The sequence below is a fragment of the Microbacterium sp. CFH 31415 genome (assembly GCF_022538185.1).
Taxonomy (GTDB): Bacteria; Actinomycetota; Actinomycetes; order Actinomycetales; family Microbacteriaceae; genus Microbacterium.
Genome location: NZ_JAKYXC010000002.1, coordinates 500537 through 527418, shown reverse-complemented (window position 1 = coordinate 527418; position 26882 = coordinate 500537). Strand labels below are relative to the sequence as shown.

Below are 26882 nucleotides of genomic sequence, written 5' to 3'. Positions count from 1 at the left end.
GCAGAACGCCCCGGCTGCGAACCCGTGAAGGGTCGTGCCGGGGCGTTCTGACGCGGAAGACGACGTCAGCGGTCGGCGTCCTTCTCTCGGTTGCGCGGCTTCTTCTGGCCGTCCTCGGGAACGATGACGTTCGTCGGACGGACCGCAGTCTCGCTGTTGCGACCGTCGTCGAGGGGTACGTGAGGAGCATCCGGCACCCCGGCGCGCTCGTGCGCGGCCTGGATCTCGGCGTCCTCTTCCTCAGCGATGTGGTCGAGAGTGTGGTGCTGGTGCGAGAGGGCCTCGTCGAGCTCGGTCTGGGTGACCGGGGTGAGGCGGTCCTCGAAGAACCAGCGCGAGATGACCGCGCGGAGGTTCTCGTGCCACGGGATGCGGCCCTTTGCGTTCGGCCGCACGACGAGCGGCTCGTACGTCACGAAGTCGACCAGCTTGTAGCGCTCGTACTCGTCGACGGGCTGGTGCACCTCGATGTACTCGCCACCGGGGAGGCGGACGATGCGCCCGGACTCGTAGCCGTGCAGGGCGATCTCGCGGTCCTTCTTCTGGAGCGCGATCGCGATGCGCTTCGAGACGAAGTACGCAACGATCGGGCCGATGAAGAGCAGCGCCTGGAGGGTGTGGATGACGCCCTCCATCGTGAGCCAGAAGTGGGTCGCGATGATGTCGGACGCCGCCGCTGCCCAGAGGACGGCGTAGAACGTGACACCGGCGGCACCGATGGCGGTGCGGGTCGGGGCGTTGCGCGGACGCTCGGCGATGTGGTGCTCGCGCTTGTCTCCGGTCACCCACGCCTCGATGAAGGGGTAGATGAGCACGAGGACGATGAACAGACCGAGCGCCACGAGCGGAACGATGATGTTGAACGACCAGGTGCGGTCCAGGAAGACGAACTCCCAGCCCGGGGGCACGAGGCGCAGGGCACCGTCGGCGAAGCCGATGTACCAGTCGGGCTGCGTGCCGGCGGAGACGGGCGACGGGTCGTACGGGCCGTAGTTCCAGATCGGGTTGATCGTGAACAGCGCCGCGATGAGCGCGATCACGCCGAACGTGATGAACAGGAAGCCGCCCATCTTCGACATGTAGACCGGCATCATCGGGTAGCCGACGACATTGCTGTTGGCACGGCCGGGGCCGCCGAACTGGGTGTGCTTGTTGATCACCATCAGCATGAGGTGGAGCACGAGCAGGCCGACGAGGATCGCGGGCAGCAGCAGGATGTGCAGCGAGTACAGGCGGCCGACGATCGCCGTGCCGGGGAACTCGCCGCCGAACAGCAGGAACGAGGTCCACGTGCCGATGAGCGGGATGCCCTTGACCATGCCGTCGATGATGCGGAGGCCGTTGCCCGACAGGACGTCGTCGGGGAGCGAGTAGCCGGTGAAGCCCTCGCCCATCGCGAGGATGAAGAGGATGAACCCGATGACCCAGTTCAGCTCTCGCGGCTTGCGGAACGCACCGGTGAAGAACACGCGGAGCATGTGCACGCCGATGCCGGCGACGAACACGAGCGCGGACCAGTGGTGCATCTGACGCACCAGAAGCCCGCCGCGGAGATCGAACGAGATCTCGAGGGTGGACGCCATCGCCGCAGACATCTCGATGCCGCGCATCGGGAGGTAGGCGCCGGTGTAGTGCGTCTCGACCATCGACGCCTGGAAGAAGAACGTCAGGAACGTGCCGGTGAGCAGCACGACGACGAAGCTCCACAGGGCGATCTCGCCGAGCATGAACGACCAGTGGTCGGGGAAGACCTTGCGGCCCAGCTCCTTGACGAAGCCCGACAGGCTCGTGCGCTCGTCGATGTAGTTCGACGCGGCGCCGATGAAGCGTCCGCCCAGCGGCTTGTCACGGGGCGTCGTGGCAGGAGGCGCCTCGACGAGGTCCTCGGTTGCGGTTGCGGTACTCAATGACGCTCCCAGAAGCTCGGGCCGACGGGTTCGGTGAAGTCGCTGCGGGCGACCAGGTAGCCCTCGGCGTCGACCGTGATCGGCAGCTGGGGCAGGGGACGAGCGGCCGGCCCGAAGATGACCTTCGCGGCGTCGGTCACGTCGAACTGCGACTGGTGGCACGGGCACAGCAGGTGGTGGGTCTGCTGCTCGTAGAGGGCGACCGGGCAGCCGACGTGCGTGCAGACCTTGGAGTAGGCGACGATCCCGTCGTACGACCAGTCCGCGCGCTCCGGGCTCTCGATCAGCTGGTCGGGCAGCAGGCGCATGAGGAGGACGATGGCCTTCGCCTTCTCCTCGAGATAGCCGTCGCTGTGCGAGAGCTCGGCGAGCTCCTCCGGGATGACGTGCACGGCCGAGCCGAGAGTGACGTCCGCGGCGCGGATCGGCTCACCGCTCGGGTCGTGGGCCAGGCGCATCCCCTCCTTCCACATGGTGTGGCTGAGGAGGAAGACCGGGTTGCCGCCCTCGGGGTGCTCGGGCGAGTCCTGCGGGGCGAGGCCGCGGAACAGCACGATCGCGGGCGCCACCGAGGCGACGAGCGCGGCGATCATCGAGTTGCGGATCATCGTGCGGCGACCGAAGCCGGAGTCTTCGTTGGCGTCGGCGAACGCCTGGATGGCGGCCTCACGCGTCGAATCACGCCCGCGGGTCGCGTGCCGCGGCTCGACGAACTCGCGGTCGGACATGACCGCCTTCGACCAGTGGATGGCTGCCACGCCGATGGCGAGCAGGGCGAAGGCGATGCCGAGACCGATGAAGAGGTTGTTGTTGCGGATGTCGGTCATCCGCCCGCTCTCGATCGGGAAGAGCATGTAGGCCGCGATCGCCCAGATGCTGCCGGCGATCGACAGGTAGAACAGCGTGTAGACCGTGCGGACGGCGGCCTTCATGGCCTTCGGGTCCTTGTCGGTCATCCGCTCGCGATGCGGAGGGAACTCCGGGGCGCGCACCGGGTCGTTGACCGCGACGGCGAGCCCGGTGGAGGGCTTCCAGGAAGCCCTCTCGTGCTCGAGCGGGTCGTCCTCGTGTGCCATGCTGCTCCTCGTCAGGTCTTGCGTGTCAGTACGTTCAGTTGGACTTCGCCGTGATCCACACGGTGATGGCGATCAGCGAGCCGATGCCGAAGATCCAGATGAAGAGGCCCTCGGAGACGGGGCCGAGCGATCCGAGCGTGAACCCGCCGGGCGACTGGGTGTCCTGCAGGAACAGCAGGTAGGAGATGATGTCGCGCTTCTCCTCGGTCGTCAGCGTCATGTCGTTGAAGACCGGCATGTTCTGCGGACCGGTGACCATCGCCGCGTACATGTTGAGCGGGGTGGTGTTGTAGAGCGCCGGGGCGTACTTGCCCTCGGTCAGCGCTCCGCCCGCGCCGGCCACGTTGTGGCACATCGCGCAGTTGATGCGGAACAGCTCGCCGCCCTCGGCGGCGTTGCCCTCGCCGTCGAGCACTTCCTCCGACGGGAAGCTAGGACCGGGGGCGATGCTCTGGATGTAGGCGCCGACCGCGGCGATCTGATCGTCGGTGAACTGGACGGGCTTCTGCGGAGCCTGGGGTCCCTGCATCTGCAGGGGCATGCGGCCGGTGCTCATCTGGAAGTGCACCGCGAGCTCGCCCACGCCGTACAGCGACGGGCCGTCGGGCGTGCCCTGCACGTCGAGACCGTGGCAGGTGGCGCAGTTCGCCTGGAACAGCAGCTTGCCGTCCTCCACCGTGGTCGCAGTGGCGACCGTGGTCTCGGTCGTGGCGGCCACGGCCGCGGACGCGCCGGCGTACACGCCGCCGGTGATCAGAAGTCCGATGCCGATGAGCGCGGCAGCAGCCCAGGGGCTGCGGCGGCCTTTCGAGCGGCGCGGGGTGTCTCGTGCCATGTCGGGAATCAGCTCCGCTCTTATTTCAGGAAGTAGATGACGAGGAACAGGGCGATCCAGACGACGTCGACGAAGTGCCAGTAGTACGACACGACGATCGAGGACGTCATCTCTTTGCGCCCGAAGTTCTTGACGGCGTAGGCGCGGCCGATCACCAGGAGGAAGGCGATGAGGCCGCCTGTGACGTGGAGCGCGTGGAACCCGGTGGTGAGGTAGAACGCCGACGCGTACGAGTTCGCGGTGATCGGCATCCCCTCGGCGACGAGCTGCGCGTACTCCCACACCTGACCCGACACGAAGATGGCGCCGAGGGCGAAGGTCAGCCAGAACCATTCGACCATGCCCCAGCCGAGCCAGCCGCGCTTGCGCGTCGAGTAGGGCTGGAATCGCTCAGCGGCGAAGACGCCCATCTGGCAGGTGACCGACGAGAGCACGAGGATGATCGTGTTCACGGTTGCGTAGGGGATGTTGAGCAGCTGCGTCTCTTCCGCCCACAGATCGGGGGAGGCGTTGCGCAGGGTGAAGTAGATCGCGAAGAGACCCGCGAAGAACATCACCTCGCTGCCGAGCCACACGATCGTTCCGACGGCGACCGGATCGGGCCGCTTGACGGACCGCATGGCCTGGGCGTAGGTCGCTGAGGAGGTCGTCACGCTCCCCATTATGGCCGATCCTGGGACACGATATTCGCATCACGGGCGATGCAATTGCCACGGACGGAACTTAGGACGACCTAAGAGGTGCCCGCGAGTATGCCGTGAACACGAGATGAAGACGCAGAACCGGCCGCGGCGGGACGCCGTGTCACGAAACGGTTCCGATCCCGCCGCACGGCTAGGCTCGTGGTCATGGCGGAGCTGTACACGTGGCCGAACGTCCTCACCACGCTGCTGGAACGGCGCGACCTCAGCGTCTCGGAGTCGACGTGGGCGATGCGGCAGATCATGAACGGCTCGGCGACCCCGTCGCAGCTGGCGGGATTCCTCCTGGCACTGCGCGCCAAGGGCGAGACGGTCGACGAGATCGTCGGGTTCCGCGACGCGATCCTCGAGGCGGCGGTGCCGCTGCGCGTCGACCCCGCCGTCCTCGACATCGTCGGCACGGGTGGCGACCGCTTCGGCACGGTCAACGTCTCCACCATGGCCGCGCTCGTGGCCGCGGCATCCGGAGTCCCTGTCGTCAAGCACGGCAATCGCGCGGCCAGCTCGGCCTCGGGTTCATCCGACGTGCTGGGCGCTCTCGGCGTCGACCTCTCGCTCCCGCCCGAGGCCGTGGCCGAGGCACTGCCGCGGGCCGGCATCACCTTCGCATGGGCCGCTGCCTTCCACCCGGGTTTCAAGCACGCGGGGCCCACGCGCAGCGAGCTGGGCGTGCCCACGGTCTTCAACTTCCTGGGTCCGCTGTGCAACCCCGCCCGCGCCGAGGCGAACGCCGTCGGTGTGGCGCAGCTCGACCGAGTGCCGCTCATCACCGGTGTGTTCCGCACCCGCGGCGCGACCGCCCTGGTGTTCCGCGGCGACGACGGGCTCGACGAGCTGACGACCACGGGCCACAGCCGCCTCTGGGAGGTCAGCCGCGGCGACATCCACGAGCACGACCTCGATCCGCGCGACCTCGGCATCCCGCTCGCCGACATCGACGACCTGCTCGGCGGCGACCCCGCCCACAATGCGGCCGTCGTGCGGCGCGTGCTCGGCGGTGAGGAGGGTCCGGTGCGCGACATCGTGCTGCTCAATGCCGCCGCCGGAATCGTGGCCTACCGCCTGTTCCAGGATGCGGCGCAGGTGCAGCGGCCGATCCTGGAGCGCCTCGCCGAGGCGCGGGATGCATCCGCCGAGGCGATCGACAGCGGCGCGGCACTCGCGACTCTCGACCGGTGGGTCGCGGTCACTCGGGCGCTCGCCTCCTGACGCGACGCCTTTTGCACGGCTCGCGCTCTTCCCTCGTGGTCGGGCGCGCCGATAGCGTGGCCCCACGATCACCGATCAGGAGGACGCCATGAGCCAGGACCTTCCCACGACGACCGCAGACGCCGTCGAGCCGCCGGCGAAGAAGGTCGGCCTCGTCAAGGCGGTCGGCGTGCTGGGCATCATCGGCGGCGTCCTGCTGATCGTCGTCGCGATCATCGCGTGGATCGCGGTGACGATGCAGCTGACCGCGGAGAACATCACGATTCCGGACGACGCCGTGGCGTTCCAGGGTCAGCAGGTCACAGGTCCCGTGACGGCCTACGTCCAGGCCGACATCATCAACCACCACGCGCTGCAGGCGTCGGGCGGCAAGACCTACGCCGAGCTCGACCAGGACGACCCGATCCGGGCGACGATGATGCAGGCGTCGTTCCTGCGCGCGTCGCTGTTCACCTCGGTCGTCGCGTACGGCGTCGCACTGTTCGCGGCAGGCATGGGCGTGCTCGCGATCCTGTTCGGATGGGCTATCCACCGGCTCGCGGACGTCCCCGTCGTCGTGAAGCGATCGGCTCTGGCCGTCGAATGACCCGTTGCCCGTCGCCGGGCGCGCGATGAATCCCCACGACGCGCTCACCGAGATCGCGACGCTGCTCGAGCGCGAGCGGTCGTCGCGGTACAAGTCGAAGGCGTTCCGCGCGGCGGCCGACGCGATCGCGGGCCTGACAGACGAGCAGCTGCGGGATGCCGCATCCCTCCGCCGTCGCAAGGGCATCGGCGACTCGACCTTCGCCGTCATCCAGGAAGCGCTCGGCGGGAGCGTGCCGGCCTACCTCGCCGATCTCCGCGAGCGCGCGGGGGTGGTGGTGGCGTCTCGGCTGCGGGGGCTCCTGCGCGGCGACCTGCACGCGCACAGCGACTGGTCGGACGGCCTCACCTCGATCGACCTCATGGTCGACGCGGCGCGCGCGCTCGGCCACGAGTACCTTGCGCTCACCGACCACTCGCCGAGGCTTCGCGTCGCGAACGGGCTCTCGCCCGAGCGCCTGCGCGCCCAGCTCGAGGTCGTCGCCGGCATGAGCGGGGACGGGTTCACCCTGCTGTCGGGCATCGAGGTCGACATCCTCGACGACGGCGCCCTCGACCAGGAGGCCGGCCTGCTCGAGGAGCTCGACATCGTCGTGGCCTCGGCGCACTCGAAGCTGCGGATGGAGCGGGCGCCGATGACGCGACGGCTCGTCGCAGCCGCGTCCAACCGGCACGTCGACGTGCTCGGTCACGTCACGGGACGCCTGGTCGAAGGCGCGCGCGGCACCCGGCCGCAGTCGACGTTCGACCCGGAAGCGGTCTTCGAGGCGTGCGCGTCGCACGGCGTCGCGGTCGAGATCAACTCCCGCCCGGAGCGGCAGGACCCGCCCGACGAGCTCATCGCGCTCGGGTTGGAGATCGGATGCCTCTTCTCGATCGACTCCGACGCCCATGCGCCCGGGCAGCTGTCGCTGATCGACCACGGCGCGGAGCGCGCGGAACGGATGGGGGTCCCGGCGGACCGGATCGTCACCACCTGGCCGCTCGATCGCCTGCGCGAGTGGACCGCACGCGATCGGTGACCTCGGCGGGCTTCCCGGCTACGGTGGCGTCGTGGACTATACGCACGCAGAGCTCATCGCCCGCAACGACGCCGAGTTCGCCGCGCTCTTCGCGCTGATCGAAGGGCTGCCGGAGGATCGCCTGACCGAGCAGTTCGCCGGCGAGGGACGAGACCGCACCGTGCGCGACGTGATCGCCCACCTGCATGCCTGGCACATCCTGCTGGAGCGGTGGTACTCCGACGGAGAGGCCGGTGGCTCTCCCGCGATCCCCGCGGAGGGATACACCTGGCGCGAGCTCGCACAGCTGAACGAGGACCTGCGACAGCAGTGGCAGGGCACCGGGCTCGGCGAACTGCTGGCACTCGTACGGGCCTCGCACGAGGCGCTGCAGGCCATGGTCGCGCTCCGCACGGACGCCGAGCTCACCGCACCCGACGCCTTCGCGTGGACGCAGGGATCGCCTCTCGGCGAGTTCGCGTGGGAGTGCGGCGGGAACCACTACATCTGGGCGCGCGGCGTGATCGCCGCGGGGCTCGGCCTCTCCCCGACGACCTGACCCCTGCCATCGCCTCCTCACCTGTCACGAAGCGCCGGGCGCCCCGGCACGGCGTGACAGGTGAGCGGGCGGGGGCGCGGTCAGGCGTCGACGCGCTCGAGGGCGTCGGTGATGCGCGCCATCGAGGAACCCAGCGCCCAGCGCTCGGCGAGGGCCTCAGCCGCCGCCTTCCGCTCGGCGTCGAGCGGGCGGAGGCGCGCGTCGACCTCGGGCAGGGGAAGGTCGCGCACCACGGCGACCACCTTCGGGGCGACCGCCAGGTAGGGCGCGCCGGCCTCGAGCTTCGCGCGCACGCCGGCCGACATGCCCTCGCCTGATTCGGCGGCGGCGAGGATGCCGGGCAGGTCGCCGTGGGCGGCCAGGAGTCCGGCGGCGATCTTCTCTCCGATGCCCGCGACGCCGGGCAGCCCGTCGGAGGAGTCGCCGCGGAGGGTGGCGAAGTCGGCGTACTGGCTGGGCAGCACGCCGTACTTGGCGACCACGCTCGCGTCGGTCAGCACCTCGAGGTTGCTCATGCCCCGAGCCGTGTAGACGACGCGCACGTCGCGGGCGTCGTCTACGAGCTGGAACAGGTCGCGGTCGCCGGTCACGACGTCGACCGGAATGGTGGCGCGCGTCGCCAGCGTGCCGATGACGTCGTCGGCCTCGTGCTCGGCAGCGCCGACGATGCGGATGCCGAGGGCGTCGAGGGTCTCGCGGATGACCGGCACCTGCGCCTCGAGCGGGTCGGGGACGACCTCGATGTCGGGACCGACCGCGACCACCTCGGCGACGCGATGGGTCTTGTAGGTCGGGATGAGGTCGACGCGCCACTGCGGACGCCAGTCGTCGTCCCAGCAGGCCACGAGATGCGTCGGCTGGTAGGTCGTGACCAGCCGGGTGATGATGTCGAGGAAGCCGCGCACCGCGTTCACCGGCGTGCCGTCGGGTGCGCGCACCGTGTCGGGGACGCCGTAGTACGCGCGGAAGTAGAGCGAAGCCGAGTCGAGGAGCATGAGGCGGTCGGTCACGCGCTTCATCCTGGCATGGCGCTCGGACGTGCGGGGAGGAGGCTCAGCAGCCCGGACCCGACGGGTTCTCGCGGCAGGTCTCGTCGACAAGCGCGGTGCGCACCTCGACGACGCGCACGTCGTAGTCGCCGCTCGCCGCCGTCACGAAGCCGTCGACGGGCAGCCAGAGGCCGGTGCCGAAGTCGACGGATGCCGCGTACCGCACGGTCACCGACACCGGATACGTGCCGCGCTCGCCGTACACGTGGCTCGTCGCCGTCGGGGTGAACTGCGCCTGTGCGAGGCGGGCCCAGCTCGCGCCGCCGGTGGTCGTGGTCGCCGATGTGCCGTCGCCGTGTGAGAAGACGAATTCGGCCGGAACGAAGCGGACGGTCACGTCCCAGCCGAGCAGGGTTCCCGAGAGACGCTGCTCGGATGCCGCGCCCACCAGGTTCGTCGGCATGCCCACGACACCGAACCCGGCCGGCTCGCCGGTGAGCTGCGGTGTGGCCGGCCGGAACGACGCCAGGTCGGCGAGCGTCACCTCGGGGAGCCCTGCCACTTCATAGTTGCCGCGGCAGCCGAGCGGCCCGCACTCTTCGACCTCGTCGGGCGCCTCTGGCGCGGGGTCGTCGGGGTGAGACGGGCGGTCGGAGTTGCCCGGGATGTCTGGCTGGGAGCCAGGGCGGGATAGGCCGGCGGAGATGTCGACCTGGTCGCCTGAGTTGGTCGCATTGCAGGCGCTATGCCAGCCGCTGAAGTCACAACCATCGTCCCCGTGTGCTGTCTGAGGTGCTGCGAGCAACGCAAGCGCGATCGCCGTCGCCGTCAGGGTAATTCTCAATCGCATGCCGGCGCCCCCTCGCGGCCGCTGAACTCACTGATAGCCCAGCCGGTGGGGGTGCTCGGAGATCGCTCAAGGGTCACGAGCATGCTCTGCACGTCCGGGCGATCGGTGCCAACGACCGACGTTCCGGTCGCATCCGTCAGCGTCACGTCACTCACGTCCAGGCATATCGCGACCTCGGCTCGATCGGACCGATCACCCTCAATCGCTCGCGGGCTCACCACGGTCGGTGTGCTGGTACCACCTACAGCCCAGCCGTCCGCATGCATCTGCGTGAAGCCTTCGCGTGCCTCCACGTTCGCCTCCCCGGTCGTCCACGCGTAGACGTCCTCGAAGGTCGCAGGATCGCTGAGGTCCACGGCATTCAGCGCATCGACGTAGGCGCGGTACGTCTCTTCGGCCGCGGCGAAAGCCTCGGCCTCGTCGGCGAACGCGCCCGTCGAGGTGGGCTCCGGCTCGGAGGCGGGCGCGCAGCCGGCCAGAATGGCGGCGAGCGCGAACGCCACGAGGATCATCGGGGCCGGTCGCGAAGTCACGCCCCCAACGTACCCACGACGGGTTCGTGCCCGACGGACTTATCCACACCGCCGGTACGGCGACGAAGAATGCGTCCTGGGGAGGAGCCGGCGATCTCGTGGGGGGCCGTGACCGCCGGCTCTGGGCGACTCGCAGAGGCCGCCCCTCGTGCCCCTGGGGGTGGGCACGAGGCGGGGCCCCGCCGAGCGTCGGCGCCGTCTGATCCCATACCGTCTGCCGGGCCCGAATCGGGCGCCGCGCGATGCCATGGGGACACCTCAAGAATCCCACTCCCACCTGGGAGTCGACTGGTGCCCGTTCGTGTTCGCGGCACCGGTGCGACCGCGGCGCGTAGGCTCGGAGACGATGTCCGCGCGCTCCGCTTCCGCCCCGTCCGACGACGCAGCTGCGAGCCGCGAGGGCGACGCAGACCTCGAAGCGCTGCGGTCGGCTGCCGCCGCGCGGCTGACGGGCCTCGAGAGTTCTATCGCGCAGCTGCGCTCCGACCGGGGCAGCGACAACGCCGACGATGAGCACGATCCCGAAGGCGTCACCCTGTCGAGCGAGTGGGCGCGCCTCGAGGGTCTGCGCGGCGCCGCGCTGCGCGAGCTCGCCGAGATCGACGACGTCCTCGCGCGACGCCGGTCGGGGAGCGACGGCATCTGCATCGACTGCGGCCGCGGCATCCCGCCGGAGAGACTCGCCGTACGACCCACCGCGACCCGCTGCGTGGCCTGCGCCGAGCGGGCGGGGTTCTGACATGTCGTTCGGTGCGGCCGCCTCGTCCGCCCGCGACGACAGGTTTCGCCGCCCCGCCGCAGAGCGGCCGTGCCCCTGCGGGAGCGGAGACCGGTTCGACGGATGCTGCGGACCGCTGCTCGCCGGAGGGGCAGTCGCCCCGACCGCCGAGCGCCTGATGCGCTCGCGCTACACCGGGTTCGTCACCGGTGACGAACGGTATCTCTCCGATACCTGGCATCCCGGAACCCGCCCCGAGTCACTCGACCTCGATCCCGCCCAGCGCTGGACGGGACTCGAGATCCTCGCGACGGAGGAGGGCGGCGAGGAGGACGCACGGGGATTCGTCGAGTTCCGGGCGTCGTGGTCGTCCGTGCGCGAGCGCGGCACCCTGCACGAGCGGAGCAGGTTCGTTCGCGGCGGCGGACGGTGGTGGTACCTCGACGGCGTGGTGTCGTAGCCGAAGCCGAGCCGCCCCGTGCCGTCACCGCACGATCCCGTTAGCGTGGGGGCATGAGCACCCAGGTCGACAGAGCCCAGTCCCTCGCCCGTCTCCACGCCGCCCCGGAGATCCTCCGGCTCGTGAACGTGTGGGACGCGGTGTCCGCGAAGACGATCGCGGCGCTGCCCGAGACGCGGGCGATCGCGACGGCGGGGCACTCGATCGCCGCTTCCTATGGGTACGGCGACGGCCAGATCCCGCTCGACCTCATGCTCGAGATGGTCGGCCGCATCGTCGAGGCGGTCGGCGACCTGCCGGTGACAGCCGACCTGGACGCCGGTCACGGCAACCCGGGCGAGACGGTGCGCCGTGCGATCGGCAAGGGCATCGTCGGCGCGAACGTCGAGGATCGGCTCCAGCCGCTCGCGGACTCGGTCGCCGCGGTCGAGGCGATCGTCGCCGCGGGCGAGGCGGAGGGCGTCCCGTTCGTGCTCAACGCCCGCACCGACGCGTTCGTGCGCGCGGGTGGACGGCCGCTCGACGACTCCATCGCCGACGCGATCGAGCGCGGCCGCGCGTACCTGGCCGCCGGCGCCGACCTCGTGTTCGTGCCCGGCATCCTCGACGCCGACGTCACGCGCCGGCTCGTCGAAGGCATCGGCGAGCGCAAGGTCAGCGTGATCGGCCTGCCCGGCGCGCTCACCGCACACGAGTACGAGGAGCTCGGCGTCGCGCGCATCTCCTTCGGCCCGGCCCCGCAGCGCGTCGCTCTGACGGCGCTGCAGGACGTCGCCGCAGACCTCTACGCGGACGGGGTCATCCCGGCGAGCACCCGCGCGCTGAACTGACGCGTCAGGTGTCGTGCTCGATGGGCGCGACATCCTCGCGGTGGTCGTCCACCGCGCCCGGCGGGTACTCCGCGGGGTCGGGCCGAGACCGCAGGTACAGCGCGCTGGCGACGAGTCCGCCCCAGACGAGGATGACCGACAGGATCAGGAACGTGACGGCGACTCCTGTCATCACGACACCTCCTTCGCGGATGCCTCCGCCGGGGTCCGCGGTGGCGACGAGTACGGCGGCCAGGCGGTGAACGCGTCGGGGGACGACCGCCAGGGGATGAGCGCCATCACGATCGCGGCGATGACGATGAATGCGATGGTGCCCCACCCGACGACCAGCAGGTACCAGGGCGGCATCCCTCCGTATCCTTCGATCACGAGCGTGACGATTCGCTGGATCAGCATGTAGCCGAGCACGATCGGTGCGAGAACACCCACGAGCAGCACCCAGATGCGGCCGACCTTGAACGTCGAGACGGCGTTGAGGTGGAAGCGCAGCTCGGGTCCGCGGCGGAGCACCCAGATCACGACGATCGTCATGAGCACCGCGGAGGCGACGATGCCGACGTTGTTGGCCCACTGGTCGGCGACGTCGAGGGCGAGCAGCCCGGTCGTCGTCGAGAAGAGCAGGATCGACAGCACGGCCGAGATCGCTCCCACGCTGACCGCCGCGGTGCGTCGGGTGATGCCGAACTTCTCCTGGACCGCCGCCGACACCACCTGGATCACGGAGATCAGTGACGTGAAGCCGGCCATCACCAGAGAGCCGAAGAAGAGGACTCCGAAGATCGGGCCGCCGGGCATCTGGGACACGATGGCGGGGAAGGTGATGAAGCTCAGCCCGACGCCCGTGAGCCCCTCGAGCTCCGATACCGCGACGCCCTGCTCGAACGCGAAGAACCCGAGGGTAGCGAAGACTCCGATGCCGGCGAGGATCTCGAACGACGAGTTCGCGAACGCGACGACGAGACCGGGGCCCGTGAGGTTCGACCGCCGGCGCCGATACGAGGCGTAGGTGATCATGATGCCGAAGGCGATGGACAGCGAGAAGAAGATCTGGCTGTAGGCCGCGATCCACACGTTGGGGTTCGCCAGCGCCTCCCAGTTCGGCGTGAACAGGGCGTTCAGACCCTCGACGGCGCCGTCGAGGAAGAGCGCCCGCACGACGAGGATGAGGAAGGCGACGACGAGGAGCGGGAGGAAGATCACGTTCACCCGCTGGAGTCCCTTGGCGACGCCCGCCCACAGCACGGCGATGGTGGCAATCCACACGAGGGTCAGCGGGATCAGCACCCCGGGGACGAACTCGAGGCTGAAGCCGGGCTCGCCGACCTGCAGGTAGTCGCCCGTGAGGAATCCGGCCGGGTCGTCACCCCACCGCAGGTCGAACGAGAAGATGAAGTAGCTCAGCGCCCACGCGATGACGGCCGTGTAGTACAGCCCGATCACGAAAGCGATCGACACCTGGAACCACCCGAGGGACTCGACTGCGCGCTTGCCCCTGCCGGCAAGCCGACGGAACGACGTCGGCGCGGCGCCGCGGTAGCGGTGCCCGATCGCGTAATCGAGGAAGAGGATCGGGATGCCGGCCGTGATCAGCGCCACGAGGTAGGGGATGAGGAATGCGCCTCCGCCGTTCTCGTAGGCGACGCCGGGGAACCGCCAGATGTTGCCCAGCCCCACAGCGGAGCCGATCGCCGCGAGGATGAAGCCGACTTGGCCGGTCCACTGCTCGCGTGGCCGCGCTGCCTCGGCGCGGGCTCCTGCATCGTCGCGGACATTCGTCACGTCATCGTCTCCTTCGTCGATGGCATCTCCGCTTCCGGACGCTACCAGTGGGGTGGGAAGGCGGAAAGGGCGGCGCGCACGCAGGCGGACTGGGACAGGGAATCCGACGGCGCCGCGCGCTGTTGGTGCCGAGTATGGAGCCCGCAGCCGTCGACGTCGCCGTGATCGGCGCCGGCCAGGCGGGGCTCTCGGCCGCCTACCACCTGCGTCGTCGCGGGTTCGAGACGGTCGGGCGGGCACAGCGCGGCGACGAGACGTTCGTGGTGCTCGACGCCGATGCGCAGCCGGGCGGTGCGTGGCAGCATCGCTGGGCTTCACTGCGCATGGCGACGGTGAACGGCATCCACGAGCTGCCCGGCTTCCCCGTCCCGCCGGCGGATCCCGCGGCCTCCAGCCGCGACATCCTCCCCGCGTACTTCGCCGAGTACGAGGAGCGGTACGCCCTGGACGTGCAGCGGCCGGTCGCGGTGCGCGCGGTGCGGCGACAGGACGACGACCCGGACGGGCGCCTGCTCGTCGAGACGGATCACGGTGCCTGGACTGCGCGCTACGTGATCAACGCCACCGGCACGTGGTCCCGCCCGTTCTGGCCGCATTATCCCGGCCAGGAACGCTTCCTCGGCCGTCAGCTGCACGTGGCGGACTACGTGTCGCGCGAGGAGTTCGCCGGCAAGAGGGTCGTGATCGTGGGGGCGGGCGTCTCGGCGGTGCAGCTGCTCGACGAGATCTCGCACGTCGCCGAGACGTTCTGGGTCACGCGCCGGGAACCCGAGTGGGTCGAGGAGGACTTCGACATCCCGGCCCGGGTGGCCGCGATCGCGGGGGTGGAGGACCGCGTGCGACGCGGCTTACCGCCCGGGAGCGTCATCTCGGTGACGGGCATGCACTGGACGCCGTGGGCACGCGCCGCCGATGCGCGAGGCGTGCTGGTGCGGCATCCGATGTTCACGTCCCTGGAGGAGGGCGGTGTCAGGATGCCAGACGGCACGTTCGTGGCCGCCGACGTCATCCTTTGGGCGACGGGCTTCCGCGCGGCGGTCGATCACCTCGCGCCCTTGCGCCTGCGCACGCCGGAGGGTGGCATCCGCGTCGCCGATGGGCGCTCCATCGATGAGCCGCGGGTGTTCCTCATCGGGTACGGGCCGTCGCAGTCCACGGTCGGGGCGAACCGCGCCGGGCGCGACGCCGTGCGCGCGATCGTCGGGGAGCGCACCGCCGCAGCGGCGTAACCGGGTTCAGCCCGAGAGAGCGTCGGAGTACGCCTTGATGACGCCCCATGCGCCTTCGGAGCTGTTCGCCACGATGGTCACCGTGGTGCGTGTCTCGGGATCGAAGCGCGACCGGATCGACACGCCCGCGTCGTACCCCTCGAGCACGATTCCCGGCCCCTCGAGGTCGCGCCAGAAGCCGAGGCCGTAGCGCAGCCCTTCGGACTCGTCGGTATGGCGCGGCCGCCAGAGCTCGGCGACCGATGACGCGGACAGCACTGCGCCGTCGGCGAGCGCGCGCCAGAACCGGCTGAGGTCGGGGGCCGTGGTGAAGGCGCCGCCGTCGCCGTTCCCGCGGACCGGCAGATGCAGCACGTTCGAGCGCAACGAGTCGGGTTCCTCGTACACGTACCCGATCGCGGCGTCGCCGGGCAGCTCGTCGAGCCGGAGGTAGCCGCTGCGCTCCATGCCGGCCGGCGCGAGCACGCGCTCGCCGACGAGCTCGTGGAACCCCAGCGCGGACACCCGCTCCGCGACGATCGCCAGCACGATGTAACCGCCGTTGTTGTAGGCGAAGCGCTCGCCGGGTGCGGACTTCTGCGGCTGGCCGTCCACGGCGCGCACGAACGCCTCGGTCTGCGCGAGCTCGTGGACGGGGACCGTGAGCACGTAGTCGTCGACTTCCCAGTCGGCCTCCTCGTCGAGGTAGTCGCCGATCCCTGACGTGTGCGAGAGGAGGTGCTCGACGGTGACGCCGTCGTCGATCGTGCGAAGATCGCGACCCAGAATGCTGCGCACCGGCGTGTCGAGCTGCAGCGCGCCGTCCTCGACCAGCGCCATCACGGCGAGCGCGGTGAACGCCTTGCTCGCGCTCGCCGTACCGAAGCGCGTGTCGACGGTGTTCGGCACGACGTGCGCGCGGTCGGCCAGTCCGTACGCCTGCGCGAAGACAGGCGTGCCGTCGACGTCGATCGACACGACGCCGTTCATCGCGTCCGCGCGAGCGCGCTGGTCGAGGACGGTGGCGACGGCGTCGAGCTCGGGCTGCGGCATCCTGCCACGCTACGGCCTGGGTGCGCGGCGCACCAGGCGAGTAGCGTGGGGACGGTTTCCTGACCACCGCCCTATCTGCGCCCCGGAAAGGTCGTCGCATGAGCGCCGCGCGCGAGCTGTTCAGACGCAAGCCGGTGACGGCCCCGGTCGCCTCTCCCGGTGGCCTGACCCGCGGCCTCGGCACGTTTCAACTCGCGATGCTCGGCGTGGGCGCCACGATCGGGACCGGCGTGTTCTTCGTGATGCACGAGGCGGTTCCGCTGGCCGGCCCGGCGGTCGTCCTGGCCTTCGTCGTCGCCGCGATCGCGGCGGGACTGGCGGCGGTCTGCTACGCCGAGATGGCGTCGGCGGTGCCGGTGTCGGGTTCGACCTACTCGTACGCGTACGCCACCCTCGGCGAGATCGTGGCGATGGCGGTCGCGGCCTGCGTCACGCTCGAGTACGGGGTCTCGACGGCCGCCGTGGCGTCGGGCTGGAGCGGCTACCTCGACCGGCTGGTGGGCGACCTGTTCGGGTGGAGCATTCCGGTCGCCCTGACCGTCGGTCCGCTCGAGGGCGGAATCGTCAACCTTCCGGCGGTCGTGCTGGTCGGCCTGTGCGCACTGCTGCTCATCCGGGGCACGCGCGAGTCGGCGGCGGTGAACACGGTCATGGTGCTCATCAAGATCGGGGTGCTGCTGATGTTCGCGGCGATCGCCGTCACCGCCTTCAACGCCGATCACTTCGCCGACTTCGCCCCGCACGGCGCTGCGGGCGTCACCGCTGCGGCAGGGACCATCTTCTTCACCTTCATCGGCCTCGACGCCGTCTCGACCGCGGGCGACGAGGTGCGCGATCCCCAGCGCTCGCTTCCGCGCGCCATCATGATCGCGCTCGCCGTCGTCGTCGCGGTCTACCTCTTCGTCGCGATCGCGGCGGTCGGCGCCCAACCGGCGCAGGACTTCTCGGACCCCGAGCAGCAGAGCGCCGGGCTCGCGGTCATCCTGGGCGATGTGCTCGGTGCGTCGTGGCCGGCGACGCTGCTCGCTGCGGGTGCCGTGGTGTCGATCTTCTCCGTCACGCTCGTCACGCTGTTCGGACAGACCCGCATCCTGTACGCGATCGGCCGCGACGGCCTGCTTCCGTCGGCGTTCGCGCGAGTCGACCCGCGCACCCACACACCGGTGTTCTCGACGGTCGTTGTGGCGATCGCGGTGTCGCTGCTGGCCGGCCTCATCCCGCTGTCGAGTCTGTGGGACCTGGTCTCGATGGGCACCCTGGTCGCATTCATCGTCGTGTCGCTGGGCGTGATCGTGCTGCGCCGGACGCGTCCCGACCTCCCCCGAGCGTTCCGTGTGCCGGGGTACCCGGTTACGCCGATTCTCGCGATCGCCGCGTGCCTGTACCTCATCGTGGGGCTTGGCTGGTCGACCTACGTCTGGTTCGCCGTGTGGGTCCTCGCAGTGCTCGCGTTCTATCTGCTGTGGGGGCGCCGTCACAGCCTGCTTGCGCAGGAATCGCAGGGAGCGGATGCCGCAGCCGGCGGCGCGGCGGAGGGTCCGGCGCGCGATGGATCCTGAGTGGTTCCGCCCGGTGGGTGACGTCGCGGCGTAGCGTGGGGGAGACCCGACGAGAGGAGGGCCCATGGCCCGCGTCCTGATCTTCGGCGGCCACGGCAAGGTCGCGCTGCTGCTCGAGCCCCTGCTGGCCGAGCGCGGCCATACGGTCACCGCCGTGATCCGCAACCCCGCGCACGAGGCGGAGGTGGCCGCGGCCGGCGCTGTGCCGCTCATCGCCGACGTCGAGAGGTTCGACCTCGATCAGCTCACGAACCTCGTCTCCGGCAACGACGTCGTCGTCTGGTCGGCCGGGGCCGGCGGCGGCGACCCGGATCGCACGTACGCCGTGGACCGCGATGCCGCCATCAGATCGATGGATGCTGCGGCCGCCGCCGGCGTGCGCCGCTACATCATGGTGTCGTGGATCGGCTCGCGCTCCGACCACGGCGTCTCGCCCGAGAGCTCCTTCTTCCCGTACGCCGACGCCAAGTGGGCCGCCGATGCGCATCTGCAGGCCTCGGAGCTCGACTGGACGATCCTCGGGCCGGGCACGCTGACGCTCGATCCGCCCACCGGACGCATCCAGGTCGACCCCACCGGGCGTGGTGAGGTGAGCAGGGCGGACGTCGCGGCCGTCGTGGCCGCGGTCGTGGACGATCCGGCGACCGCGGGGCGCAGCATCCGCTTCGGGAACGGCGATCAGCCCATCGCCGACGCTCTCCGCGGCTGAGACGGACGAACAGCGGGGCGCGACCGGCCGGAAGTTCAGCCGCTCCGGGTGAAGCGGGGGCCGCGGTGGCCGTCGTGCTCGACCTGCTCCTCCCACATCGACGCGGGGCGCACCCAGAGTCCGCGCTCGCCGTAGAGCGCACGATAGACGACGTGCTCCTCCTCGGTCTCGCTGTGCCGGGCGACCCCGATCACCTCGTACTCGGCGCCCCTGAAGTGGCGGTAGGTCCCCGGCTCGATCGGCATTCCCTCAGCGTAGAGCGGCCTCGGTGGCGAGCGGCCCGTCATAGAGTCGTCGCATGCGCGCCACCGTCATCCATACTGCCCGTGACATCCGCGTCGAGGACGTCCCCGATCCCGTGCTCTCCACCGGAGCCGACGCCATCGTCCGCGTCGTCGCCGCGTGCGTGTGCGGCTCGGACCTCTGGCCGTACCGAGGCGTGACGCCCACCGACGAGCCTCACCGCATCGGACACGAGTTCGTCGGCATCGTCGAGGCCGTCGGCGTCGACGTGCGCAGGGTGACGCCCGGCGACTTCGTGATCGCACCGTTCTACGTGTGCGACGGCACGTGCGCCAACTGCCTCAACGGCGTGAGCACGTCATGCCTCGCCGGCGGCTGGTGGGGGAGCGACGACCGTTTCGGCGGGTTCGCCGACGGCGGCCAGGGCGAGTACGTGCGGGTTCCGCTCGCCGACGGCACGCTCGCGGTCGTGCCGGGTCCGGTGGCCGACGACGAGGTCGCGGGTCTGCTCACGCTCAGCGACGTCATGGGCACCGGGCACCACGCGGCCGTCTCGGCAGGCGTCGGTCCCGGCGACTCGGTCGCGGTCGTCGGGGACGGCGCGGTTGGGCTGTGCGCGATCATCGCGGCCACGCGCCTCGGCGCCTCCACGATCATCGCGATGTCGCGGCACCCCGAGCGCCAGGGGCTCGCGCGTGAGTTCGGCGCGACCCACATCGTCGAAGAGCGCGGCGACGAGGGCGTCGCGGCGGTGCGCGAGCTCACCGGCGGGATCGGCGCCGACCGCGTGCTCGAGTGCGTCGGCACCAAGGAGTCGATGGACCAGGCGCTGCGCTCGGCGCGACCCGGCGGCAGGGTCGGCTACGTCGGTGCGCCGAACGGCGGACCCGAGCTGCCGATCCGCCAGATGTTCGGCCGCAACGTGGGCGTCAACGGCGGCGTCGCCCCGGTGCGCGGCTACATCGAGGAGCTGCTGCCCGACGTGCGGTCCGGCAAGATCCAGCCTGGCCGAGTGTTCGACCTGGTGCTCCCCCTGACCGAGGCGGCCGAGGCCTATGCGGCGATGGATGAGCGTCGCGCGATCAAGGTGATGCTGCGCCCCTGATCCGCGCCGGCTTCACGGATACGGCCCCACCGCTATTCGACAGATGTAGAATAGTGCTGGGCGTCGACGACACCTGCCGGCGCCACCGGGTCACGAGCCCGGGTCTCGATACAGAGGAGGGTGCCGCCATGGCACGCGTTGCAGGAAAGGTCGCTCTGATCAGCGGTGGAGCACGAGGCATGGGGGCGTCTCACGCCCGCCTGCTCGTCGATGAGGGTGCGAAGGTCGTCATCGGCGACCTGCTCGACGCCGAAGGGGAGGCGCTGGCCGCTGAGCTCGGCGACGCGGTGCGCTACGTCCACCTCGACGTCACCCGCTACGACGACTGGCAGAACGCCGTCGAGGTCGCGCTGAAGGAGTTCGGTCGACTCGACGTGCTCGTCAACAACGCCGGCATCGCCAACTTCGGCCCCATCGAGGAGTACACCCTCGATCAGTGGGACACCATCATCGCCATCAACCTCACCGGAGTCTTCTACGGCATCAAGGCCGCGATCGAGCCGCTGAAGAAGAGCGGCAAGGGCTCGATCATCAACATCTCGTCCACCGCAGGCATCCAGGGCTACGAGGCGCTTCCCGGCTACAACGCCGCCAAGTTCGGCGTTCGCGGACTGACGAAGAACGCCGCGCTCGACCTCGGGCGCTACAACATCCGGGTCAACTCCGTCCACCCCGGCGTGATCCGCACCCCGATGACCGACAGCCTCGAGACCCCGCAGAACCACGTGGCGCTGCACCGGGTCGGAGAGCCCATCGAGCTGTCGCAGCTCATCCTCTTCCTGGCGAGCGACGAGTCGAGCTTCTCGACCGGCGCGGAGTTCATCGCCGACGGCGGTGAGACGGCCGGACTGGCCCACTACGAGTCATGATGAGAAGAGCGGATGCCTCGAGCCGAGGCCACCCCGCCACGCGGACGGTGGGGGATGGGTGAGGTCCCACCGCACCCCCCCGGCCGCCCCCCCCCCCCCCCGCCCCATTCCCCCCCCGGGGGCCCCCCCCCCCGCCCCCCCCCCCTCCTCTCGATCGGAGTGTCATGGGTGAGGACCCTCGGCAAGCGAGGACGCGCGAGGCGCTCGGCGCCGCGCTGGTCCGGCTGCTCGAGTCCGTGCCGCTCGAAGAAGTGAGCGTCGCGCGGCTCTGCCGCGAGGCGGGCGTGCACCGCACGACCTTCTACGGGCACGCCGACAGCGTGGACGCCTTCGCGGTCGCCTGGTTCACGCGCGACCTCGACCAGCTCAGCGCGGTGGACGCCTCGTCGGAGTCCTCGCGCGGCATCGCGGGGGAGTACCTCGATGCCCTGCGTGCTCTGCTCTCCCACGTCGCGGACGAGCGCCCGGTCTTCCGCGCGATGTTCGCGTCGTCCTCGCGCGGCGCGTTCCGTGCGGCGCTCGAGGAGCGGCTGCGCTCCCGCGCCGCGACGGCGCTGATCGCGTTCGACGAGCACGGGACGACGAGCGTTCCCCAGGGCGCGCGCGCCCGTGAGGAGGCGGCGGCGTTCATCGCGGGCGCCCTCGTGGGGGTCGTCGAGGTGTGGGCACGCGACGGCGACGACGACGTCCGGGCGGCGAGCGGGCGCATCCTCGCGCTCATGCCGCCGTGGTGGCCGCTTCACTGACGGCGCGAATCCGGCCCGCGACGCCCGTGACGGGAACATCGCAGCGGGCGCCCGCGTTCTGATACCCTGGACTGTCACTCTTGTGGCTATATCGCCACGCCCCGGTGTCGGCCTCGCGCCGGCTCCGATGTGACATCGCACCAACACAATCCGCTTCGCCTCGGCCCGAGGCATCCGCTCGTCATCATGCGATCGGGAGCCGCGAATCGAGCCCAGGCCCGACACCCCCAACCCAACAAGGACAACCCACTACATGACTATCGCAACGACCGCCCCGGCCACCAAGCAGGTCGCCATCAACGACATCGGATCTGCTGAGGACTTCCTGGCCGCGGTCGAACTGACCATCAAGTCCTTCAACGACGGCGACCTCATCGAAGGCACCGTCGTGAAGGTCGACCGCGACGAGGTCCTCCTCGACGTCGGCTTCAAGACCGAGGGCGTCATCCCCTCGCGCGAGCTCTCGATCAAGCACGACGTCGACCCCAACGAGGTCGTCAAGGTCGGCGACGCCGTCGAGGCACTGGTTCTCCAGAAGGAGGACAAGGAAGGCCGCCTCATCCTGTCGAAGAAGCGCGCGCAGTACGAGCGTGCGTGGGGCGACGTCGAGAAGATCAAGGAGAACGACGGTGTCGTCACCGGCTCCGTGATCGAGGTCGTCAAGGGTGGCCTCATCGTCGACATCGGCCTCCGTGGCTTCCTCCCGGCTTCGCTCATCGAGCTGCGTCGCGTCCGCGACCTCACGCCGTACCTCGGCCAGGAGATCGAGGCGAAGATCCTCGAGCTCGACAAGAACCGCAACAACGTCGTGCTCTCGCGCCGCGCGCTCCTCGAGCAGACGCAGTCCGAGTCGCGCACCACGTTCCTCAACAACCTGCACAAGGGCCAGGTCCGCAAGGGCGTCGTCTCGTCGATCGTCAACTTCGGTGCGTTCGTCGACCTGGGCGGCGTGGACGGCCTCGTGCACGTCTCCGAGCTGTCGTGGAAGCACATCGAGCACGCCTCCGAGGTCGTCGAGGTCGGCCAGGAGGTCACCGTCGAGATCCTCGAGGTCGACCTGGACCGCGAGCGCGTGTCGCTCTCGCTCAAGGCGACCCAGGAGGATCCGTGGCAGGTCTTCGCCCGCACCCACGCCATCGGCCAGGTCGCGCCGGGCAAGGTCACCAAGCTCGTTCCGTTCGGTGCGTTCGTCCGCGTCGCCGACGGCATCGAGGGCCTCGTGCACATCTCGGAGCTGTCGGGCAAGCACGTCGAGCTCGCCGAGCAGGTCGTGTCGGTCGGCGAAGAGGTCTTCGTCAAGATCATCGACATCGACCTCGAGCGTCGCCGCATCTCGCTCTCGCTGAAGCAGGCGAACGAGTCGGTCGACCCCAACGGCACCGAGTTCGACCCGGCCCTCTACGGCATGCTCACCGAGTACGACGAGAACGGCGAGTACAAGTACCCCGAGGGCTTCGACTCCGTCAACGGCGTCTGGCTCGATGGCTTCGACGCTCAGCGCGAGAAGTGGGAGCAGGAGTACGCCGCTGCCCAGGGTCGCTGGGAGGCGCACAAGGCCGCCGTCGCGAAGGCGCTCGAGGCCGAGGCAAACGCCCCCGCCGACACCGGCTCGTCGAGCTTCTCCTCGGAGAGCACGTCGGGCGGCACGCTCGCCGACGACGAGGCTCTCGCCGCACTGCGCGAGAAGCTGTCGGGCCGCTGATCTGATCAGCAGCTGAACCGTCTGGTTCGAAAGGGCCGGGACCTTCGGGTTCCGGCCCTTTCGCTGTGCCTGGGAGATGTCGGCGGTCGCCCGTACACTCGCGGTCGTGCCCCGCAGTTGCCTCATGATGAGCGGATGCCGCGGCCCTGTGCCGGGCGATGCCCCGGTGCCGCTCTGCGAATGGCATCTCTCCGTCGCCTCCGAGTGGGAGCAGCGTCGCCACGGCGTCACCGACGTCCTTCCCTCGCCGTGTGCGCTGTGCGGCTCTCGGCTGGGGGTGCGCTACCCGTCGGGCTGGCTGTGCGCGGTGTGCGAGTGGCGGCACGGCGAGATCGTCGACCACGAGCTGCCTCCGCCCCGCGTCGACGTCGTCTACTACGTCCGATATGACGACCGCATCAAGATCGGCACGTCGGCGAGCCCCAGGCAGCGGTTGACGGCCATCTGGCACGACGAGCTGCTCGCGTTCGAGCGAGGCGATCGCACCGTGGAACGCCGGCGTCACGATCAGTTCGCGGTCGACCGCTATCCGCGCACCGAGTGGTTCCGTCGGTCGTCCGCCCTCGAGGCGCACATCGCCGAGCTCGCCGCCGGCGTCGACGACCCGTGGGCACTGCACGCGCGCTGGCTGAGCGAAGCGGCGGCCCGCGTGGGCTGAGGCGGCGCGGCGGGCCTCGCCGGCGGGGCTCGACGAGGAGATCGCGGGCGTCGGTTCGCGCCTGCGTCGCGAGCCCCGCTCACGCCGGGGCGCGGCATCCGTTAGTTTCACCGTATGGACGCCGCGACAGGTGACGGAGCTCATCGCGCGTCGCATCCGCCGGCGGCCCACGTCGGGAGAGCGCGGGCGGCATGGCTGCGCGCGGATTTCTCCGACCGTACGACGGACCGCGCCGCGACGCTGAACCAGCTGCTGCTGTCCTCGGTGGTGTTCGTCCTCGCCGTGCTCGTCGCCTTCACGCCGCCGCCGCACGTCGATCTCGCGCTGTTCTTCCTGGGCGTCGTGGTCGTGTTCGTGGTGACCGGTGCGACGCTCGTCGTGCCCTGGAACCGCCTGAGGTTCGGGTGGGTCGCCGTCGTCCCCGCCATCGACATCGTCGCGATCACCTTCATGGTGCTCGCCGCACCCGACACCGCCATGGGGCTGCTCTGGATCTTCCCGACGATGTGGCTGGCGGCGGGCTTCGGCATGCTCGGGCTGTTCGCGGTGATCGTAGCTGTGGCCGCCATCATCGGCGTGCTGACGGCGCTCACGACCCGCGAGCTCACCTTCACCTCGCTGCTGCTCCCGCTCGTGCTGGTCGCCGTAGCCGCTACCAGCCACCTGACCGCGCGGCGGTCCGACGCCCAGCGCACGCTTCTCGCGAAGCAGTCGCAGCTGCTGCGCCGCGTGCTGGAGCAGTCGCGCCGGCAGGAGCAGGTCGTCACGGAAGTGCTCGACGCCGTCGACTTCGGCGTGATCCGCATCGACTCGGACGGCAGGATCGCCGTGACCAACGAAGCGAACTCGCGCCTGCAGCAGACGATCCAGGGCGACGCGGCGGCCGTGACGCCGGTGTTCCGCGACGACGGCGAGACGCGGCTTCCCGCCGACGAGCTGCCGGTCGAGCGCGCACTGCGGGGCGAGGCTTTCGACGGCCAGGTGGTGTGGTTCGGCGAGGAGCCCGGGCCGCGCCAGGCGCTGAGCATCAGCGCGCGGCGCTTGATCGACCCGAGCGGGGAGGACACCGGTGCCGTCGTCATCTCGCGCGACGTCACGTCCGAGCTCGAAGCGCTGAGGGCCCGCGACGAACTTGTGGCCTCGGTGTCGCACGAGCTGCGCACGCCGCTCACCTCGATCCTCGGATACCTCGACCTCGCGATCGAAGAGCCCGGCCTGCCCGACCACGTGCGGTCCAACCTCGACATCGCCGAGCGCAACGCCGAGCGCCTCCTGCGCATCGTGGCCGACATCCTGGCAGCGTCGAGCTCGTCGCCGGCGTCGGTCGAGGCATCCCTCTCCGCACAGCTGCTGGACGTGCGCGACACCGTGCGCGCCGCCGGAGAGGCCCTGACACCGCGAGCGGCGGGGCGCGCCATCACGATCGACGCCTCGGGCCTCGAGCCGGCCCGCGCGTGGGCCGACCCGATGCGCCTGCGCCAGGTCGTGGACAACCTGGTCTCGAACGCGATCGCCTACAACAAGGACGGCGGGACGGTGTTCCTCGGCACGACCACCGACGGCACGTCGACCTGGATCCTGGTGCGCGACACCGGGGTCGGCATCACCGAGGCCGACCGCGCGCGGCTGTTCCAGCGCTTCTACAAGGCCGGCGCCGAGCGCCGAAGCGGGACGGGGCTGGGCCTCGCCATCACCCGCGACATCGTGCGTGCCCACGGCGGCGAGCTCGGGCTGCACAGCTCGCCCGGCGTCGGCTCGACGTTCATCGTCAAGCTTCCCGCCACGGCTCCGGAAGGAACCCCGCAATGACCCTGCAACTGGCCAGCGTCGTGATCATGACGGCGCTCGTCGTCAATGTGAGCGGCATCCTCTTCATCGTCGAGACCCTGCTGCGCCGGGACGAGGGGGCCGGCCGCATCTGGGCGCTCGGCTTCCTCGCGGCGATGCTCACGACCCTCGCCTACACGGTGTGGGCGCAGGGCGTGGGCGGGTGGTGGGCGATCGCCGTCGGCAACGCCGCCTTCGTCGCCGGCACCGGCTGCATGTGGCTCGGATGCCGCCGCTTCAACGGGCGGCGCATGACGTGGTCGTCATGGCTCGTCGCCGTCGGGGTCGTCGGGGCGGGCGCGACGGTGGTGATCCAGGGCCCCGACGGCGGTGACTGGGCGGGCGCCGTGTGGATGTTCGTGGCCTTGCTGCTCTTCGCCGGCGCGGGAGCGACCGAGTGCGTGCGCGGCGCGCTGCTCGAGTCGCGCACCGCATGGGTGCTGGCGATCGTGCTCGGCCTCCAGTCGCTCTACTACGTCTCGCGCACCACTGCGTTCCTCGCCGCCGGTCCCGACAGCGCGCTCTTCGAGAGCGCCTTCGGCACGGTCCCGACGAGCTTCCTCACCATCGTGCTCACGATCGTCGCGGTGGTCGTGACGTCGGTCCTCCGCGCGACCCGTGCACCGATGCGCGGCCATCTGCGCCCGGGCATGCTCGTCTCGGCGCAGGGCGGCATCCTGTCGCGCGATCTGTTCGACGCCGCGCTGGTCGGCCTGTGCGAGCGGGCCGCCGCGCGCTCGGAGCTCGTCGGCGTGATCGCCGTGCGGGTCGACGACCTCGACCAGATCTCGACGGCGTTCGGAAGCGAAGTCGCGCTGGCCGTCACCCAGACCTGGCGCACCGGCGTGCGCCGCCATGCTCCCTCGAACGCGCTCGTCGGCGAAGACGGTGCGACAGGACTCGTGGTCGGCGTGCTCGTCGACACCGACCTCGACGCGCGTCGTCAAGCCGGCGCGATCTACCGCGGCCTGTTCGACGACCTCGGCAAGGTCGGCGGGGGAGTGATCCCCGTCGTCGGCGTCGGCGTCGCGCTGAGCGACGTCACCGGTCACGACGCGCACGCGCTCCTCCGTGTCGCCCGCGAGGCGGCGAGCCGGGCGGCCGCCAGTGTCGAGTCGTCGGTACTCGTCGGACAGGCCGACTAGCGGCGTCCGCTCCGGGTCACGGCGCT

At 70.2% G+C, this 26882-nt stretch carries 28 protein-coding genes; 17 read left to right on the top strand and 11 right to left on the bottom strand.

All coding sequences use genetic code 11. The features are described from left to right. Positions 1 to 65: 65 nt before the first annotated feature. Genes MK786_RS03430 through MK786_RS03415 form a run of 4 tightly spaced genes read right to left on the bottom strand, consistent with a single transcriptional unit; the run spans position 66 to position 4480 of the window. Entirely contained in the window at positions 66 to 1907 is a 1842-nt protein-coding gene (locus MK786_RS03430) for a ubiquinol-cytochrome c reductase cytochrome b subunit (protein ID WP_241110823.1), read from the bottom strand. After that, entirely contained in the window at positions 1904 to 2983 is a 1080-nt protein-coding gene (locus tag MK786_RS03425; RefSeq protein WP_241110822.1) for a ubiquinol-cytochrome c reductase iron-sulfur subunit, read from the bottom strand. The genes MK786_RS03430 and MK786_RS03425 overlap by 4 nt, the downstream gene beginning before the upstream one ends. Positions 2984 to 3017: 34 nt before the next feature. After that, positions 3018 to 3818 (bottom strand): c-type cytochrome, encoded by an 801-nt coding sequence (locus tag MK786_RS03420; protein WP_241110821.1) that lies wholly within the window; start codon positions 3816 to 3818, stop codon positions 3018 to 3020. A gap of 20 nt (positions 3819 to 3838) precedes the next feature. Beyond that, positions 3839 to 4480, bottom strand: coding sequence for a heme-copper oxidase subunit III (locus MK786_RS03415; RefSeq protein ID WP_191766275.1), 642 nt, complete (start codon positions 4478 to 4480; stop codon positions 3839 to 3841). Positions 4481 to 4666: 186 nt separating this feature from the next. On the opposite strand from MK786_RS03415, the gene trpD reads away from it, so the two are divergent. The 4 genes from trpD to MK786_RS03395 all read left to right on the top strand — a co-directional run bounded on the left by trpD (position 4667) and on the right by MK786_RS03395 (position 7873). After that, positions 4667 to 5728 carry an anthranilate phosphoribosyltransferase gene (trpD, locus tag MK786_RS03410; RefSeq protein WP_241110820.1) on the top strand — a complete coding sequence of 354 codons (1062 nt, stop codon included), beginning with the start codon at positions 4667 to 4669 and terminating at the stop codon, positions 5726 to 5728. An 88-nt stretch (positions 5729 to 5816) separates the two neighbouring features. Beyond that, entirely contained in the window at positions 5817 to 6314 is a 498-nt protein-coding gene (locus MK786_RS03405; protein ID WP_241110819.1) for an aromatic ring-opening dioxygenase LigA, read from the top strand. A gap of 25 nt (positions 6315 to 6339) precedes the next feature. Further along, on the top strand, positions 6340 to 7335 hold the full coding sequence (locus tag MK786_RS03400; RefSeq protein ID WP_241110953.1) for a PHP domain-containing protein: 996 nt from the start codon (positions 6340 to 6342) through the stop codon (positions 7333 to 7335). Positions 7336 to 7366: 31 nt separating this feature from the next. After that, positions 7367 to 7873, top strand: a complete 507-nt coding sequence (locus MK786_RS03395; protein ID WP_241110818.1) for a ClbS/DfsB family four-helix bundle protein — start codon at positions 7367 to 7369, stop codon at positions 7871 to 7873. Between the two features lie 80 nt (positions 7874 to 7953). Here the strand turns inward: MK786_RS03395 and MK786_RS03390 are convergent, their stop codons facing one another. From MK786_RS03390 to MK786_RS03380, 3 genes are all read right to left on the bottom strand, one after another. Next, entirely contained in the window at positions 7954 to 8883 is a 930-nt protein-coding gene (locus MK786_RS03390) for a 5'-3' exonuclease (RefSeq protein ID WP_241110817.1), read from the bottom strand. A gap of 43 nt (positions 8884 to 8926) precedes the next feature. Then, positions 8927 to 9424 (bottom strand): hypothetical protein, encoded by a 498-nt coding sequence (locus MK786_RS03385; protein ID WP_241110816.1) that lies wholly within the window; start codon positions 9422 to 9424, stop codon positions 8927 to 8929. Positions 9425 to 9702: 278 nt separating this feature from the next. Then, complete coding sequence (locus MK786_RS03380; protein ID WP_374200409.1) at positions 9703 to 10215, bottom strand: hypothetical protein; 513 nt, start codon at positions 10213 to 10215, stop codon at positions 9703 to 9705. A gap of 376 nt (positions 10216 to 10591) precedes the next feature. Here MK786_RS03380 and MK786_RS03375 point away from each other — a divergent pair, with 376 nt between their 5' ends. The 3 genes from MK786_RS03375 to MK786_RS03365 are packed head-to-tail and all read left to right on the top strand — an operon-like array spanning position 10592 to position 12253. Beyond that, positions 10592 to 10984, top strand: a complete 393-nt coding sequence (locus tag MK786_RS03375) for a TraR/DksA C4-type zinc finger protein (RefSeq protein ID WP_241110814.1) — start codon at positions 10592 to 10594, stop codon at positions 10982 to 10984. A 1-nt stretch (position 10985) separates the two neighbouring features. Then, on the top strand, positions 10986 to 11423 hold the full coding sequence (locus MK786_RS03370; RefSeq protein ID WP_241110813.1) for a YchJ family protein: 438 nt from the start codon (positions 10986 to 10988) through the stop codon (positions 11421 to 11423). Positions 11424 to 11476: 53 nt separating this feature from the next. Continuing rightward, complete coding sequence (locus MK786_RS03365; protein WP_241110812.1) at positions 11477 to 12253, top strand: isocitrate lyase/phosphoenolpyruvate mutase family protein; 777 nt, start codon at positions 11477 to 11479, stop codon at positions 12251 to 12253. Positions 12254 to 12257: 4 nt separating this feature from the next. Here the strand turns inward: MK786_RS03365 and MK786_RS03360 are convergent, their stop codons facing one another. Next, on the bottom strand, positions 12258 to 12425 hold the full coding sequence (locus MK786_RS03360) for a methionine/alanine import family NSS transporter small subunit (RefSeq protein ID WP_241110952.1): 168 nt from the start codon (positions 12423 to 12425) through the stop codon (positions 12258 to 12260). Next, complete coding sequence (locus tag MK786_RS03355) at positions 12425 to 14032, bottom strand: sodium-dependent transporter (RefSeq protein WP_241110811.1); 1608 nt, start codon at positions 14030 to 14032, stop codon at positions 12425 to 12427. The genes MK786_RS03360 and MK786_RS03355 overlap by 1 nt, the downstream gene beginning before the upstream one ends. Positions 14033 to 14166: 134 nt before the next feature. Here MK786_RS03355 and MK786_RS03350 point away from each other — a divergent pair, with 134 nt between their 5' ends. Continuing rightward, positions 14167 to 15261, top strand: coding sequence for an FAD-dependent oxidoreductase (locus tag MK786_RS03350; protein WP_241110810.1), 1095 nt, complete (start codon positions 14167 to 14169; stop codon positions 15259 to 15261). A gap of 6 nt (positions 15262 to 15267) precedes the next feature. Here MK786_RS03350 and MK786_RS03345 read toward each other — a convergent pair whose 3' ends face one another. Then, entirely contained in the window at positions 15268 to 16293 is a 1026-nt protein-coding gene (locus tag MK786_RS03345; RefSeq protein WP_241110809.1) for a beta-lactamase family protein, read from the bottom strand. Positions 16294 to 16391: 98 nt separating this feature from the next. On the opposite strand from MK786_RS03345, the gene MK786_RS03340 reads away from it, so the two are divergent. Next, a complete protein-coding gene (locus MK786_RS03340; protein WP_241110808.1) occupies positions 16392 to 17852 on the top strand; it encodes an APC family permease in 1461 nt (486 codons plus the stop codon). Positions 17853 to 17916: 64 nt separating this feature from the next. Then, positions 17917 to 18561, top strand: coding sequence for an SDR family oxidoreductase (locus MK786_RS03335; RefSeq protein ID WP_241110807.1), 645 nt, complete (start codon positions 17917 to 17919; stop codon positions 18559 to 18561). A 35-nt stretch (positions 18562 to 18596) separates the two neighbouring features. On the opposite strand, the gene MK786_RS03330 is transcribed toward MK786_RS03335, so the two are convergent. Continuing rightward, positions 18597 to 18806 (bottom strand): DUF1653 domain-containing protein, encoded by a 210-nt coding sequence (locus MK786_RS03330; protein WP_241110806.1) that lies wholly within the window; start codon positions 18804 to 18806, stop codon positions 18597 to 18599. A gap of 53 nt (positions 18807 to 18859) precedes the next feature. Here MK786_RS03330 and MK786_RS03325 point away from each other — a divergent pair, with 53 nt between their 5' ends. From MK786_RS03325 to MK786_RS03295, 7 genes are all read left to right on the top strand, one after another. Further along, positions 18860 to 19909: a zinc-dependent alcohol dehydrogenase family protein gene (locus MK786_RS03325; protein WP_241110805.1), complete on the top strand. Its 1050-nt coding sequence runs from the start codon at positions 18860 to 18862 to the stop codon at positions 19907 to 19909. Positions 19910 to 20037: 128 nt separating this feature from the next. Beyond that, a complete protein-coding gene (locus tag MK786_RS03320) occupies positions 20038 to 20778 on the top strand; it encodes a glucose 1-dehydrogenase (RefSeq protein WP_241110804.1) in 741 nt (246 codons plus the stop codon). Positions 20779 to 20942: 164 nt separating this feature from the next. Then, positions 20943 to 21524: a TetR/AcrR family transcriptional regulator gene (locus MK786_RS03315; protein WP_241110803.1), complete on the top strand. Its 582-nt coding sequence runs from the start codon at positions 20943 to 20945 to the stop codon at positions 21522 to 21524. A gap of 253 nt (positions 21525 to 21777) precedes the next feature. Continuing rightward, entirely contained in the window at positions 21778 to 23226 is a 1449-nt protein-coding gene (rpsA, locus tag MK786_RS03310; RefSeq protein WP_241110802.1) for a 30S ribosomal protein S1, read from the top strand. Between the two features lie 124 nt (positions 23227 to 23350). Then, positions 23351 to 23884 (top strand): GIY-YIG nuclease family protein, encoded by a 534-nt coding sequence (locus MK786_RS03305; protein WP_241110951.1) that lies wholly within the window; start codon positions 23351 to 23353, stop codon positions 23882 to 23884. A gap of 114 nt (positions 23885 to 23998) precedes the next feature. Then, entirely contained in the window at positions 23999 to 25693 is a 1695-nt protein-coding gene (locus MK786_RS03300; RefSeq protein ID WP_241110801.1) for a cell wall metabolism sensor histidine kinase WalK, read from the top strand. Continuing rightward, a complete protein-coding gene (locus MK786_RS03295) occupies positions 25690 to 26856 on the top strand; it encodes a hypothetical protein (protein WP_241110800.1) in 1167 nt (388 codons plus the stop codon). The genes MK786_RS03300 and MK786_RS03295 overlap by 4 nt, the downstream gene beginning before the upstream one ends. Positions 26857 to 26882 lie beyond the last annotated feature (26 nt).

Excerpts from the sequence above, each read along its gene's own strand:
- rpsA (WP_241110802.1), top strand. The coding sequence starts at position 21,778 with ATGACTATCGCAACGACCGCCCCGGCCACCAAGCAGGTCGCCATCAAC.
- MK786_RS03420 (WP_241110821.1), bottom strand. The coding sequence starts at position 3,818 with ATGGCACGAGACACCCCGCGCCGCTCGAAAGGCCGCCGCAGCCCCTGG.
- trpD (WP_241110820.1), top strand. The coding sequence starts at position 4,667 with ATGGCGGAGCTGTACACGTGGCCGAACGTCCTCACCACGCTGCTGGAA.
- MK786_RS03320 (WP_241110804.1), top strand. The coding sequence starts at position 20,038 with ATGGCACGCGTTGCAGGAAAGGTCGCTCTGATCAGCGGTGGAGCACGA.
- MK786_RS03345 (WP_241110809.1), bottom strand. The coding sequence starts at position 16,293 with ATGCCGCAGCCCGAGCTCGACGCCGTCGCCACCGTCCTCGACCAGCGC.
- MK786_RS03340 (WP_241110808.1), top strand. The coding sequence starts at position 16,392 with ATGAGCGCCGCGCGCGAGCTGTTCAGACGCAAGCCGGTGACGGCCCCG.
- MK786_RS03375 (WP_241110814.1), top strand. The coding sequence starts at position 10,592 with ATGTCCGCGCGCTCCGCTTCCGCCCCGTCCGACGACGCAGCTGCGAGC.
- MK786_RS03360 (WP_241110952.1), bottom strand. The coding sequence starts at position 12,425 with ATGACAGGAGTCGCCGTCACGTTCCTGATCCTGTCGGTCATCCTCGTC.
- MK786_RS03335 (WP_241110807.1), top strand. The coding sequence starts at position 17,917 with ATGGCCCGCGTCCTGATCTTCGGCGGCCACGGCAAGGTCGCGCTGCTG.
- MK786_RS03295 (WP_241110800.1), top strand. The coding sequence starts at position 25,690 with ATGACCCTGCAACTGGCCAGCGTCGTGATCATGACGGCGCTCGTCGTC.
- MK786_RS03405 (WP_241110819.1), top strand. The coding sequence starts at position 5,817 with ATGAGCCAGGACCTTCCCACGACGACCGCAGACGCCGTCGAGCCGCCG.
- MK786_RS03330 (WP_241110806.1), bottom strand. The coding sequence starts at position 18,806 with ATGCCGATCGAGCCGGGGACCTACCGCCACTTCAGGGGCGCCGAGTAC.
- MK786_RS03415 (WP_191766275.1), bottom strand. The coding sequence starts at position 4,480 with ATGGGGAGCGTGACGACCTCCTCAGCGACCTACGCCCAGGCCATGCGG.
- MK786_RS03315 (WP_241110803.1), top strand. The coding sequence starts at position 20,943 with ATGGGTGAGGACCCTCGGCAAGCGAGGACGCGCGAGGCGCTCGGCGCC.
- MK786_RS03350 (WP_241110810.1), top strand. The coding sequence starts at position 14,167 with ATGGAGCCCGCAGCCGTCGACGTCGCCGTGATCGGCGCCGGCCAGGCG.
- MK786_RS03365 (WP_241110812.1), top strand. The coding sequence starts at position 11,477 with ATGAGCACCCAGGTCGACAGAGCCCAGTCCCTCGCCCGTCTCCACGCC.
- MK786_RS03325 (WP_241110805.1), top strand. The coding sequence starts at position 18,860 with ATGCGCGCCACCGTCATCCATACTGCCCGTGACATCCGCGTCGAGGAC.
- MK786_RS03370 (WP_241110813.1), top strand. The coding sequence starts at position 10,986 with ATGTCGTTCGGTGCGGCCGCCTCGTCCGCCCGCGACGACAGGTTTCGC.
- MK786_RS03300 (WP_241110801.1), top strand. The coding sequence starts at position 23,999 with ATGGACGCCGCGACAGGTGACGGAGCTCATCGCGCGTCGCATCCGCCG.
- MK786_RS03400 (WP_241110953.1), top strand. The coding sequence starts at position 6,340 with ATGAATCCCCACGACGCGCTCACCGAGATCGCGACGCTGCTCGAGCGC.
- MK786_RS03425 (WP_241110822.1), bottom strand. The coding sequence starts at position 2,983 with ATGGCACACGAGGACGACCCGCTCGAGCACGAGAGGGCTTCCTGGAAG.
- MK786_RS03305 (WP_241110951.1), top strand. The coding sequence starts at position 23,351 with ATGATGAGCGGATGCCGCGGCCCTGTGCCGGGCGATGCCCCGGTGCCG.